The 12,955-nt window shown below is 45.4% G+C and carries 12 protein-coding genes and 1 riboswitch; of the genes, 5 read left to right on the top strand and 7 right to left on the bottom strand.

Annotated elements, in window-relative coordinates:
- Window positions 1-458: 458 nt before the first annotated feature.
- The 3 genes from V7Z69_RS08735 to V7Z69_RS08725 all read left to right on the top strand — a co-directional run bounded on the left by V7Z69_RS08735 (window position 459) and on the right by V7Z69_RS08725 (window position 2,322).
- Complete coding sequence (locus tag V7Z69_RS08735; RefSeq protein WP_014162412.1) at window positions 459-617, top strand: hypothetical protein; 159 nt, start codon at window positions 459-461, stop codon at window positions 615-617.
- Window positions 608-1,324 (top strand): citrate/2-methylcitrate synthase, encoded by a 717-nt coding sequence (locus V7Z69_RS08730; RefSeq protein WP_334139631.1) that lies wholly within the window; start codon window positions 608-610, stop codon window positions 1,322-1,324. The genes V7Z69_RS08735 and V7Z69_RS08730 overlap by 10 nt, the downstream gene beginning before the upstream one ends.
- Before the next feature lie 94 nt (window positions 1,325-1,418).
- Window positions 1,419-1,555: riboswitch (cyclic di-AMP (ydaO/yuaA leader) on the top strand.
- Between the two features lie 113 nt (window positions 1,556-1,668).
- Window positions 1,669-2,322, top strand: coding sequence for a GNAT family N-acetyltransferase (locus V7Z69_RS08725; RefSeq protein ID WP_334139630.1), 654 nt, complete (start codon window positions 1,669-1,671; stop codon window positions 2,320-2,322).
- Window positions 2,323-2,349: 27 nt separating this feature from the next.
- On the opposite strand, the gene dapB is transcribed toward V7Z69_RS08725, so the two are convergent.
- Complete coding sequence (dapB, locus tag V7Z69_RS08720; RefSeq protein WP_334139629.1) at window positions 2,350-3,150, bottom strand: 4-hydroxy-tetrahydrodipicolinate reductase; 801 nt, start codon at window positions 3,148-3,150, stop codon at window positions 2,350-2,352.
- 208 nt (window positions 3,151-3,358) lie between these two features.
- On the opposite strand from dapB, the gene V7Z69_RS08715 reads away from it, so the two are divergent.
- A complete protein-coding gene (locus V7Z69_RS08715; RefSeq protein ID WP_334139628.1) occupies window positions 3,359-3,700 on the top strand; it encodes a DsrE family protein in 342 nt (113 codons plus the stop codon).
- 15 nt (window positions 3,701-3,715) lie between these two features.
- Window positions 3,716-4,636 carry an EamA family transporter gene (locus tag V7Z69_RS08710; protein ID WP_334139627.1) on the top strand — a complete coding sequence of 307 codons (921 nt, stop codon included), beginning with the start codon at window positions 3,716-3,718 and terminating at the stop codon, window positions 4,634-4,636.
- Window positions 4,637-4,699: 63 nt separating this feature from the next.
- On the opposite strand, the gene V7Z69_RS08705 is transcribed toward V7Z69_RS08710, so the two are convergent.
- From V7Z69_RS08705 to V7Z69_RS08680, 6 genes are all read right to left on the bottom strand, one after another.
- Window positions 4,700-6,070, bottom strand: a complete 1,371-nt coding sequence (locus tag V7Z69_RS08705) for a sensor domain-containing diguanylate cyclase (RefSeq protein WP_334139626.1) — start codon at window positions 6,068-6,070, stop codon at window positions 4,700-4,702.
- 271 nt (window positions 6,071-6,341) lie between these two features.
- Window positions 6,342-7,109, bottom strand: a complete 768-nt coding sequence (gene aroD / locus V7Z69_RS08700) for a type I 3-dehydroquinate dehydratase (protein WP_334139625.1) — start codon at window positions 7,107-7,109, stop codon at window positions 6,342-6,344.
- A gap of 162 nt (window positions 7,110-7,271) precedes the next feature.
- Window positions 7,272-8,594 carry a saccharopine dehydrogenase C-terminal domain-containing protein gene (locus V7Z69_RS08695; protein WP_334139624.1) on the bottom strand — a complete coding sequence of 441 codons (1,323 nt, stop codon included), beginning with the start codon at window positions 8,592-8,594 and terminating at the stop codon, window positions 7,272-7,274.
- 15 nt (window positions 8,595-8,609) lie between these two features.
- The gene (locus tag V7Z69_RS08690; protein ID WP_014162421.1) at window positions 8,610-8,828 is read right to left on the bottom strand and encodes a hypothetical protein; all 219 of its coding nucleotides are present in this window, start codon (window positions 8,826-8,828) and stop codon (window positions 8,610-8,612) included.
- Between the two features lie 69 nt (window positions 8,829-8,897).
- Window positions 8,898-9,647: a GntR family transcriptional regulator gene (locus V7Z69_RS08685; RefSeq protein WP_334139623.1), complete on the bottom strand. Its 750-nt coding sequence runs from the start codon at window positions 9,645-9,647 to the stop codon at window positions 8,898-8,900.
- 211 nt (window positions 9,648-9,858) lie between these two features.
- The gene (locus V7Z69_RS08680) at window positions 9,859-12,612 is read right to left on the bottom strand and encodes a cation-translocating P-type ATPase (protein WP_334139622.1); all 2,754 of its coding nucleotides are present in this window, start codon (window positions 12,610-12,612) and stop codon (window positions 9,859-9,861) included.
- Window positions 12,613-12,955 lie beyond the last annotated feature (343 nt).

The raw sequence follows: 12,955 nt of genomic DNA, 5'->3' as shown, positions 1-12,955 counted from the left end.
GATTCAATCGAACCGATACGGAATGGAAACACTCCTATGCTTTGACTTATCTATGATTTTCGGTGTTTTTTCGAATAGATACCCAAAATGTTTTTCCTTTCCAGTCTCCAAGCCCCTTAAGGCTCTTACATGTCTTTTCTCCGTCTTGTGTGACTACTAAAGCTACACCAATTTCATGAAATTGCCCCGCTAGTGTCCAATTGATGTTTTGTCAATGCTCGAATTTCGGCCTCAGTTTTTGAGGTCTCTCCAATGTTGCGAGATGTTGGAATTCTTGGATTGCCAAACACAAATTTGTGCAAAACTTGACATCTTGGATGTGAAAGAGTATAATGTGCGACACAAGCATTGGTCCGTACCAATACATATTTTGCAAAATATATGGTACGCACCAACAATAACCTTGCTGCCTTTTCCCAAAGGTGGGCGGCAAAAATTGACTTAGGGAGGGATTTTGTATGGAGAAGGTATTAAGGAACGTTATAGGAGAAGAATGGGTATTGGAGCTCAAATTGAAGAAAGTGCAAAAGCCCTCCAAGGCTAAACATGCCGCCGTTTCAAACGAAAGAAACCACAATCACATCGAACACCTTGGGAGGGATGGGGAATGGTGGTGAGGTCTTCAGAGCCTACTTATGTTGCTCCCAATAGGCTTGTATTGGATGGCGAGGACATAACAAGTTGGATAGAGAGGGCTTCTCCTGCGGAACTTTGGTTCAGGATGATTCAGGGTAGGGCTCCTCAGCCTGTTGAAGTTAGAGTGTTCAATGCCATACTCTGTGCCATGGCGGACCACGGCAGCACTCCGCCGAGCACTCAGGCCGCAAGGTTGGTGGCCTCTACCGGTTCGGGGGTTCACTGTGCCTTGGCAGCGGGGATGATGGCCTTCGGAGAGCATCACGCAGGCGCCATAGAAAAGGCCATGGGTTTTTTTGAGGAAATAAACCAATCAGGCAGGAAGCCCTCCGAAGTGGTCATGGAGATTCTCGCAGAACGAAGGAAGATCCCCGGATTCGGTCATCGCTATCACACTAAGGATCCTAGGGTGGAACCTTTAGTAAGGTTGGGGAAGAATCTTCCCAATACCACTTTTTTGGAGATGTTCCTGGAGATGGAACGCGCTCTGCGCAACCTGAAAGGTATAAACGGAAATATAGACGGGGTATCTGGTGCCCTTCTTTTGGATATGGGATTTGTAAAGGAGGCAGGAAGGGCAGTTTTCTTCGCAGGGCGCCTTCCAGGAATGGTCAGTTGGATTATAAGGGAAATATATTCGGGGTACTTCAAGCCCTACAAACTGTGTCTAGATGCAAAGGGAGCGTAGATCTTGCGTTCGGATCCCGCATCTATTATAATACACTTGCCTATTGTACTCACTTGTCCGCTAATGTATGACCCACGCGCTGGAAGATAGTCAGGCAACCAACACGCTGAATTCCCTGAAGGGAAACGGGGGACCCAATCTTCAGGGGTGAATCCCACGTAAGTGGGTAGGGCTAGCCTCTTTCGGCCCGAACCCGTCAGCTAACCTCGTAAGCGTGGGAAGAGGGTTTATTCCCTCACTGTGATGTGGTCCTAGGGCAACTATTTGTATTCGATCCAGCCGATATGTGGTGTTTCACACCACAGGTATCTTTGTTCTTTGAAACAACGAGGAGGGATAAACAGATGTTGGAAAATGTTGTCTTAACGTCTAAAAAAACAAGGAAAAAGCCTCTTTTAGACGACAGGAAAATACCGCAAAAGGAACAAATAACTGTACATAAAGCTAAAGTTGAAGATGTGGAGCAGATTTATAGGGTTGCTTGCTCTGTGGGTACGGCCCTGAAGGATCCTTATAAGGGCTTTCTGATCGATGACTACCTTTCTGACCCAGATTACTACAAGGAAATGTTCGCCAAGGCAGCTCAAGAGCTAGATCATTTTTACGTTGCAAAGAAAAATGACGCCGTTGTGGGCTTTCTCATGGCCTACCCAAAAGAGAAGCTGTTGGAAGTCGACCCTCTTTGGTTGGAGGAAATAGTCTGGGATCCCGACTTTGACCATGAATCTAAAACTAAAAACTTTGCGTTGGTGGGCAAGACTGCGATACACGCAAACTTGACGGGGAAGGGAATAGGATCTTCTTTGTACGCAAGGTTGATAAGGGACCTAAAGGCCCAAGGAATAGAAGATTTGTTTGGAGAGACAGTCATATCTCCAACACCCAACTTCGCATCTTTGGCATTCAGGATCAAGCAAAAGTACAGCCTTGCGGGGATTCGGTACGTGAATTACAAGGGAAGAAGGGTAACGGATTTGATCTACCACAGGCACATATGATGCGCCTGTGGTAGATCCTTTTCCTTATTATTTCTCCATAACTTCCTCCAGGCTTCTGTAGAAAACTCCCCTGGGGGATTCTTTTATTCTTCTTGCGGTCAGGAAAACGCCGTCCATATAGATGTCGCTTGTGTAGTCTTCCACGGAGATCTTTATTATCTCGTCCTTTCTAGCGAGGGTTATCTCATGTCCTGAATAGGGGCCGGGCCATGGGAGTCTTTGGGATAACACCTGGACACCCTCTATCTTTCCGCCCAATACTCCAGGGTAGGTTTCTTTGCTCTCTATTTCACCCATTTTTCCTTCTGATGCAGCCTTTGCAAGGGCTGCAGCTGTTCCGCTTGGGGCGTTGGCCATCTTGTTAGTGTGCTTGTCAATTATGGATACAAAGGGGAAAAATTTTCTTGCCTCCTTTATGAACTTTGTGACAAGATATATCCCAAGCCCGTAGTTTGGGATCACTGCCCAGCGAAGGCCCTTTTTGACTACTTCGTTTTTGTACGGTTCAAGCTGCTCTTCTGTAAGCCCTGTAGTTCCTATAACGGCATCAAGTCCGTGTTTTAGGTAAAGCTTCATGTTATCTTCTAGGATTACGGTGGATGTGAAATCAATTACCATGTCAGGTTTTGAGTTTACAAGTCCTTCTTCTAAGCTTTCTGACACCTTAATTCCTAAAGGCCCTACTCCCGCTAGAATTCCAAGGTCCTCATCTTGCTCCTTGCACCAACCTCCAACCAGACTAAAGCTGTCCTTTTCCGTGGTTTGTATGGCTCTTATTATCGATTTGCCAACGTTTCCAGATGCACCCGCCAAGAAAATTTTTATCATGGTTTTACCTCCTTGGATGAAAATTTTTTTCAATAGTCTTTGCTCTTAGTATATCCTCTATCTTGCCGATTGAGCTTTATTCGTGCGGAGGATGTTTAGCCCTCCGCTCCTTCATTTTTAGCTATGAAATGCAATCTCCAAATGATAAAATTATATACAATAGCGGAGTTTGATGAAATATTACCCATGTTAAGGAGGGGGAAGGAACTTGGGAAACGGACATCTATATATACTGTGGACTAGCGGGGATCCTGTAACGGCGGAAAAGATGGTTTTCATGTACGCCATCAATTCTCTCAAAAAGAAGTGGTGGGATAAGGTGACCTTGGTTGTGTGGGGAGCAGCAGCCCAATTGGCCGGTCATGATGCAAAGGTTCAGAGAAAACTTAAGGAAGCCCAAAAGGCAGGGGTTCACGTGGCAGCATGCAAGGCATGTGCCGATCAGCTAGGGGTAACGGAGGTTCTGGAGAATCTTGGAGTGGAAGTCATTTACTGGGGAGGCCCCTTGACTGAAGTGATAAAAAAGGGCGAAAAGTTGTTAACCATATGAAGAAGGGTTAGTCTGATGAGCGAAGTAAATCCAGAAAGGCGTTTCCCCAATTGGCTTATAGTTCTTATGTTTGCAGGCCTCTATACTACCTGGAGCACTACTTATTTGGCCATATATTACATGGTCAAAACCATTCCTCCATATCTTTCCTCGGGCCTAAGGTTTTTGGTGGCGGGGGCAATTTTGTATGGGTTTGCCCGCATAAAAAACAAGAATGAAAGGATCTCCTTAAAACATTGGAAGAGTGCATTGATTACAGGAGGGCTAGTAATATGGCTGGGTAACGGCAGCGTAGTCTGGGGTGAAAAATACATATCCTCCAGCCTTGCGGCCCTTTTGATAGCCACCGTCCCTCTTTGGATAGTTCTGCTCAACTGGTTGCTTTTTGGCGGAGGCAAGCCTGGAGTCATAGAAATGGTAGGCGTGGTTCTTGGCTTTTTGGGAGTGGCTCTTTTGATAGTCTTTACAAGGCACATTGGAGGAGAAGGGTACAACCTCAAGGGGATCGTAATAGTGCTGGCTGCATCCATTTCTTGGGCGACGGGCTCCTTGTATTCTAGGTACAGCCAAACACCCTCTTCTCCTCTTCTTTCGGTAGCAGCCCAAATGCTTGCGGGTGGAGCCCTCATGTTTTTGGCTTCTTTCTTCGTGGGCGAATGGGCTACCTTTGAACTTTCAAAGGTAAGCATGGTCTCGGTTCTTTCATGGGCTTACCTGGTGGTTTTCGGGTCTTTAGTTGGATTCGTGTGTTACATGACGTTGATGAAAGTCTGCAGGCCCTCCAAGGTGGCCACATACGCATACGTGACACCTGTGGGAGCAGTTTTCCTAGGGTGGCTCATCGCAGGGGACACCATCACCTATCACACGTTGATTGCAGGAGGAATAATTATATTGGCCGTTCTTATGATAATATCCTTTGCACCGAAGGAGTAAGGGCTTCTTTTTTCAACAGCTTGGCTTTTCTTTTTGCGTCGTAGAGTCTTTCGTCAGCAGTATTTATAAGTTTGTGGCCATCTGATGAATCTTCTGGGAAAGGGCAACCCCGAAATCCACATCTAGCGGTATTTCAAGCTCTTCCTGGAAAGCTTCTTTTACTTCGCGCTTCAGCCTGAATGAGAGTTTCAAAGCCTCTGTTTTGTTTGTGTCAGGGAGAATGGCTATGAATTCGTCCCCTCCATATCGGGCGAGAATGTCGGAGCGCCTTATGCGTTGTTCCATGAATTTGGAAAATTCTATCAATATGTTGTCTCCTTCCAGGTGACCAAGGGTGTCGTTTAAGTGTTTGAATCCTGCAAGGTCCATTATGACCAATGAGAATGTAGTATTGTATCGTTTGCAGCGGGAAAGCTCCTCCTGTAGCCTATCGGAGAAGAATTTTCTGTTCCATAAGCCTGTCAGCGGATCTTTGAGGGCTTCCAGTTCCGCTTGGTTCAGCAGATTTTGGTGTGCCCACAAAACCCCAAGGTGCATTGCCAGGATCTCTATTAGCTCTATCTCTTCATCTTTAAAGCCATTTATTTTTGGACTTCCAATACTTAAAACGCCCAAGACCCCTTCATCGAAGATTATAGGTACGTCAAGCTCTGACCTAGATTCGGTGCTTAGCTGTATGTTTTCTGGGCACTTAGTGACGTCCGGGAAGTAAAGAGTTCTTTTTTCCCTTACGGCTTTTCCAACAAGGCCCTTGCCTGATTCTACCTTAGCAATGACTTCGCGGGAGGCATCTCCTGACTTGTAGACTAGGCGAGTTTTTCCCGTTTTTTCATCTATCACTTCCCAGATGTCAATCCAGGGAAGTGATGTATTCCGTGACATTTCCTGGACTACTTTCCTGCAGATATCATGGATGCCCTTTTCTTTCGCTGCGTTGCAGACTATGTCGAAAATTATTTGGCCCATCCTGCTTTTTCTCTCTATAGCCTCTTTTTGCCATAGTTTGGTGCGTGATGCGGCAAAATAGCTGCACAAAAGGTTTATGACTTCTTGGTCTGACTTTGGAAGAGAACCTTTAAACTTCAAGAACCCCCAATTCGTACCCTCGCAGCTTATAGGGAAACATGTCCTGTTAGTTTCGGTCCCGGGGCAATATGCGTTGGTGTCTTGGCTAGGGAATTCCTCTAGCTCTAGATAAAAATTCTTGTGTCCTAATTTGCGCAGAGCGACAGCAAACACATCGGCAAGTTCATCCATGGTTTCGCTTTTCAAAAACTTCAAGATAGAGTGGGTCACGTATTCAAGGCTTGCATTGGTTTTCTTAAGCCTTTTGCGGTAAGAAATCCATCGCGTTACCGTCCGAAGGGGTTTTCTTTTTGAGGGTGATTTTTTGCCCCAAGGTTTCGATGCCTCCCAGGTTTTTCTTTGGTTCAACAAGCTGCTGAGAAAAACACCTATAACATAAAAAATATACCATTTGTGGCAGCTTATAGCAATGACTTTTACCATACAAAGTGAATTAATGTTTTCAAATGAGGTGCGTATTCAGCGGTAAAAGTGTGCAGAGAGCCTGATATTTATTGACTTTTATAGATATTTTTCACTGGGTGCTTACGGCAAGACAAATGCTGGCAATAGGGTTTGTTGACACATCTACTGCCAGCACTGGGAAAGCATAAAGTAAAGTTGGATAACGAAATGTTGTTTAAAACAGTGCATCTAGGCACTGTTTGAGTTTAGTCACCGGTATTTGGCCTGGAGCGGATTCTTTGTTTCCGACGGCGAAGGTAAGGTCTGATCCGAACTTTCCGCCTATTACACGGCTCAAGCTGCCTAGTTCGCCCATCGACATGGTTATCAGTGGTACCTCTGGAAAATCTCTCCTTGTGGACAAGGTTGCGGCTAGAAGTGCAAGAACATCTTCTTCTTTTTTGGGCATGACCGCTAGTTTGGCTACATGAGCTCCGGCCTTTATCTCAGAGGCCATTATGGAGTATAGTTCCTCTTCAGGAGGGGTTTTTTCGAAGTCATGGAAGGATACAATGAGGTAGGTTGAAGTGCCTTTCAGGAGTTCCTTTGCCTTTTGGATCTTCTCTTCGCCGTAGGCAAGCTCTATGTCTATGTAGTCTACTAATTTGAGCTTTACTGCCTTTTCGTATAGGGAGAACTTGGCCTCATCTGAGACTTCCTTGAAGCCTCCCTCCCAATGTCCTCTGCATGTGAGTATTATGGGAACGTCCTTTGCAATCTTTCGCACTTCTTTAATCACAGATAAGGAAGTTTCAACGTCTTCAATGAAGTCCCAAGCATCTACCCGCAGTTCTATTATGTCTGGGGCAAGTTGAATTGTTCTTTTTGTTTCTTCGCAAATTATTGGTTCTTGGCTATCTATTAACGAGATGCATACAAGAGGCTTAGGTGCCCCTAAAGTTTTCCCTCTTGTTTTAATGGGGTGTAGAGGTGTTGGTCTCATGGGGGTGCCTCCAGCACAACGAAATTTGTTAAAAGGTAACATTAAGGATGTAACAGGTCAATTACAAGAATCAAATCCCCAATTTGCGTGAATTAGGTTAAATGTAATGAAGAAAACGGGAGCAGCTGTGTTGGCTCCCGTTTTTCAGTTTTCCTTTTATTTCTATATTGTTGTCTCTTTTTCAGTGAAGGTTATTCCCTCTTTTTCAAGCAGCTTGAGGGAAGGTTCGTATATCTCAGGTAGCACTGGAGCGTGCACCCCCGTGGCTTTGATTTTGCCTTGTAAGATCAACATGGCCCCTATTGCCGGAGGTATGCCAGTGGTCTTGGCGATTGCCGTATCCTCGTCTACCGAACCAGTGCAGATCAGGGTGGACGTTATGAGTTTTTTGGTGTTTTCTTTGGGGAAGCTTGCAACATAGCGATGTTCCATGAGCACTAGGTCCTTTTCTCCTTTTGAGAATACTAATCTTTTGTGGAACAGTGACGCTACCACACTGCGAGGTGAGCCCGTTTCGAAGGGGATTTTCTCCTCTGAAAGCAAGCCAAGCCATTTGAGTTTCAGGAAAACGGAAGAGAAGGCTTCCCTTCCTAGGGCGGAGCAAAGCTTTTCTTCCACGTTCGCTTTGCCGGTGTTCAGTATCTTGGCCATGAAATCTCTGTAAGTGAGTTCTTTTAGGTCCATTTCCGTGGTCTCAAAAAGACCCAGGTCGTTCATTTTTGCTATAAGTTCGCACCAACCTGGGTAGCGGAAGGTGCCTCGGTATACATGTTTTGCCTCCTTAATACCGTACAGTTCGATGTAGGGTATGGAGTCGGCATTTGCGTATTCTTCGAAACAGCCAAGGCCTTCTACATCCACCAGGCTGGGATGTTTGTAGGTTTCACCATCAGGCAATACAACTACTTCTCCATTCCTTAAGAACCTTGCGGTTCTCTTGCTGGCCCCTATCAGTGCCTCCGGCGACCATGAGAGCTTGTATCCCAGGGGGTTGTTGTTGTCGCACAGGGAGGGCAGGGCGCCACAACATGACCAGAAGGAGTCCACAAGGCCTCCTTTCTCGTGTATTTCTTTGATGGTCTTTGCTGCCGACATGTGGTCGATGCCAGGGTCAAGTCCCAGTTCGCACAGGATCAAGATACCCTTTTCTTTGGCCGCAGCATCAAGGGAGCGCATTTCATCCTTTATGTACGAGGGATCCACGTAGTTTATGCCGAATTCTACACACTTTTTAGCCACAGGCGGCATGAATTGAGCCGGCAAAAGGTTTATGACGATGTGGGGTTTTACTTGCTCAATAAAGCGCTCTGTCTCATTGGCTGCATCCCCTACAATGATTTGGCTTCGGGGATGCCCACCCGTAGCCCTTTTTAGGTTGTTTTCGTCTATGTCCACTACAGTTACCGAGTGTTCAGTGTTTCTTAAAAGATACTGGACGCAGGGCCGCGCAACTCGACCGGCTCCAAGAATCAAAATCTGTGCCATTATTAATCCACCTTCCTACATGACCAACAAACTTGAGTTGTAACCACCGGAGGCCTGCTTGAATATGTAGTCTTTTATCGTCATGCTCAAGGCCGCAATAGGGTTCCAGTTGGCTAAGACAAGGGCGCCTATCAGAACACCCGAAAATAAGGCGACAATTACGTTCCTGTACCTAACAGCCAGCAAAACAGCGATGATAGGCGGAAGCAAAGACAAAAAACCATAATGTTCCATAAATGAATTCTCTCCTTTCTCTCTGCAACAGTAGTTTTTCTGAAGACTGATTTGGAACCGGCAACATTTTTAAAAAGAGGCATCACCTTCCTTTCCCGTATAAATGTTTTTATGTTCGGGTTGAACTCCTTTTGAGGGGCCATGTAAAAGGAAGCGTGGAGAAAGGTACTCATAGGTACTTTTTAGATGTGCCTTCATGGCGATCTCTGCTCCCGATGGGTCTTGCTCGATTATTGCCTTGACTATTTTTTCGTGTTCTATGCAGCTTTTGGATTTGTGAGGGTCTCTGAGGATTATTTCGGATAAATCAGGAGCATAGAAGCGGTCGAAGTAGAATATATAAAGTTCGGATCGCCAAAAGGTCTGCCTTACGAACTTGTCGATGTAAGCATTTCTGGCTAGTGCCGAGATGGTTAGGTGGAGGTTTTTGTTTGCCTCAGTGTAGTTTGCTACATCACCGGTTCTGTAATACTCTTTTTCTTCTTCAATGATCCTTGAAAGATTTTCTATGTCTTTTTGTGTTCGATGGTAAGCAGCCTCAAAAGCAGCTTTGCCCTCTAGGAAAATCCTTGCATCAAAGACTTCTTTCATGTCTTTGGCATTGAGGTGGGGGATGTAGCACCCTTTGTTTTTGCCGGTGACCAGAAGGCCTTCGGCTATCAATTTTCGAAGGGCGTTGCGGATAGGAGTGCGACTTACGCCTATCATTTCTGCGAGTTCTGTTTCAACTAAACGATCGCCAGGAGCATAGTTTTTCGAAAGAAGAAGGTCGATTATCTTGTAATAAGCCATTTCCTCTGCAGAAAATTTGCTGTTCATACATTGCCCTCCATTTCACTAATTCGTATCCAACGCTGAATCCCAAAAAATAAATACTATGATTTTTCGTTATTGTCAATATCGTATACGTTGTCTGTGGAGGGCAGGCATCTCTTTATTGGTGGGGCACTGACAAATTAACAATTTGGGACAAATAGGCAAAAAATAGAGTTAGGTCTTTATTTTTGGCATTGTGCTCAAAATATTTGCTTTACGCTTTTGCCATTCTCAATCTCCTGAATAATTTCATGGTCTCATAAACGGCAAGGTAAATGCCGGATGCTCCAAGGATGAAAATCCAGTCAGAGATCTGGGGTCCCTCAAAGCGGAGGAAATCGCTTACGTAGGGCGTATAGATTCCAATAAACACCATTGTAATGGACCACACTATTGAGCCCAAAAGGATTTTATTGGAGAAAAAGGCCTTGTTGAAAAGGCTTTTTTCATCATCTCTGCGAGAAAGGATATTAACAAATTGACAATAGGCGATGGTCAGGTACGTAATGGCCGTTGCTCTTGCAAATAATGGATTTTCCATCATCTCTGGGGTCAGGATTATCCCTTGGCGCTTCATGAACATAACGAAATTGAGGAAAGCCAGTGTTCCTATTAGTCCTCCCAAAAACATCACTTCCACCGAGTTTTTGAAGTTCATTATGTGTTCTTTGCGATCCCTTGGAGGCATTTTCATTATGTTCTCATCTGGAGGATCAAAAGTAAGGCAAGTCAAGGGCAAGACTTCTGCCAGCAAGTCTATGGCCAAAATCTGAATGGCGAGGATAGGTATAGCCCAGTTTTTCATGGCTATGCCTGCCAAACCGAGGAGGACCACCATCAATTCGGCCATGTTCGTTGTCATAGAGGCAAGGACGGTTTTTCTGAGGTTCTTGTAGATCGTTCGTCCTTCCTTGACAGCTTCTACCAGGGTGGGGAAGCTGTCATCTAGCAGTACCAGCTCCGCTGCTTCCTTTGCCACGTCCGTTCCCTTTTGGCCCATAGCAACGCCTATTGCTGCTCGTTTCAGCGCAGGGGCATCGTTAACTCCATCTCCAGTTACAGCTACAACCTCATCTTGAGCTTCCAATAGCATAACTATGCGAAGCTTGTCTTCGGGAGCTACGCGAGAAAAAATTATGGACTTATGTGACATGAGAATATCCGTAAGTTCGGAGTCACTCATTTTTTCCATTTGGGCGCCAGTGTAGGTAGGAGGGGCACCCTCTTCGGATAGACCAATTTCTTTCCCTATTGCCTGAGCCGTAATTGCATGGTCTCCTGTCATGACTATTATTCTTATTTTTGCCTGGTGACAGCTTGCAACGGCCTCCTTAACTCCTTCTTTGGGAGGGTCTATCATTCCTACAAGCCCCAAAAAGACCACATCTTTTTCAGTTTCTTCCAGTACATAGTCCTGGCCGTTTGCCTCAAGAGGCCTAAACGCTATGGCAAGAACGCGAAGGGCTCGTTTCGACCATGTTTCATTGAGTTTTTGTATTTTTTCTTTGTCCTCCTCTGTCAAGGGTAAGATTCTGCCGTCGCGGTAAATATATTTTGCTACGGAGAGTACGCTGTCAGTGGCGCCTTTCATAGCTAGCTGTAGGCGGTCTCCGAACTTCCTTACGGAGCTCATCCGCTTGCGTTCCGAGTCGAAAGGAAACTCGTGAAGTTCCGGGTTTTCTTCGTCTTCTTTTGGGCTTCTTGTCCCTGCCTTCATTGAAAGGGTAATTAAGGCGGCCTCAGTTGGGTCGCCAATGGGATACCATCCGCTGTGCTGGTCGTCTGGCGGATGTATCTCAGCGTTAGATGCCATGGTCGCTGCATCAAGCATTATTTCTAGTTCTTTTATTTTCTCCTCTGATATGGGAGTCCCTTTTTCGTCAAGGATCTCGCCCTTTGGCTCATACCCTATACCTGTTACCTGATATTCAGCATCATCGAACCATAGCTTGGTTACCGTCATCTCGTTTTTCGTCAGGGTTCCTGTTTTATCGGTGCATATTACGGTGGTGGAGCCCAATGTTTCCACAGACGGGAGGTTTTTGACCACAGCCTTTTTTTCAGCCAGGCGCTTACTGGTGGAGGCCAATGCTACTGTTACTTGGGCGGGAAGGGCCTGAGGGACTGCAGCCACTGCTATCCCAAGAGCGTAAACCATGCTCATGAAAAGCCCCAAACCCTGCCATAGAGCTACACCGAAAAGACCTATGCTTATTATGATTACGATGCCAGTAAGCCACTTTGCCAAAATACCGAGTTCTATTTGGAGCGGGGATTGGGTAGTTGTTGTAGCCTGTGTCATTCCTGCGATTTTGCCCATTTCGGTTTTCATGCCTGTAGCAACCACCACGCCGTATGCGGAACCGCTTGCTACTGTTGTTCCCATATAGGCCATGTTTTCCCGGTCTGCCAAGATGCAATCGTGCATTATAGCCTTGTTGTTCTTTTCTTGAGACACTGACTCACCAGTCAATGAAAATTCGTTTGTTCGAAGATTGAATGCTTCGATGATCCTTAAGTCCGCGGGGACTTTATCCCCTGCTTCTATGTAGACTATATCCCCTGGCACCAGCTTGGATTGGGGGATTTCTGTGAGTTCGCCGTTTCTTTTCACCTTTGCTGGTGATGTTATGAGTTCCTTTAGGCGAGCCAAAACTTTGTTGGCCTTGTATTCCTGGAAAAAGCCTATTAGTGCGTTTATTATCACTATGATGAACATTATGGCGCCGTCCCTTACACTTCCAATGGCAAGGGATATGAAACCTGCGACGATCAAAACTATTACAAGCAGATCCTTAAATTGGGAAAGGAAGATCATCCACTTTGATACAGCTGCATCTTCGGTAATTTCGTTTGGACCATATTCTTTAAGCCTTCGTTCAGCCTCATCATTCGTCAGGCCGTTTTCAGAGGTTTTCAAAGCATCCAGAACTTCTTGGACAGTCATCTGATAATAGGGTTTTCCCATGGCAAGGCTCTCCTTTTGGTGTTTGCATATCTTTTTAGATTAGTGTAACGGTGAAGAATTTTTTTGACAACGCGAAAGCCCATTAGTTTGTTGTGGTATTTAAATTTTCATGTAAAATATATACATAGAGTTTTTTTGTAACCCTTACGGTCCGTTTTTTAATTTTTACGCAAAAGCGGGGGTGCCTAATTGAAGATACTGCTAAATCTTAACTCTCTTCAAGGTGGAGAGATTAGGCTTCCAAGGGTTAACCTTCATATATTGCAAGGATTTGTTTATAACTTGATGTCTAGCAACTTGGCTAAGTTTCTCCACGACGAAGGTTACAAGATCGATGGGCGAA

It is taken from the genome of Thermovirga lienii (assembly GCF_036847465.1).
GTDB lineage: Bacteria > Synergistota > Synergistia > Synergistales > Thermovirgaceae > Thermovirga > Thermovirga lienii.
Note: the sequence above shows the minus strand (reverse complement) of the source record. Positions and strands in the feature narration are given on the sequence as shown.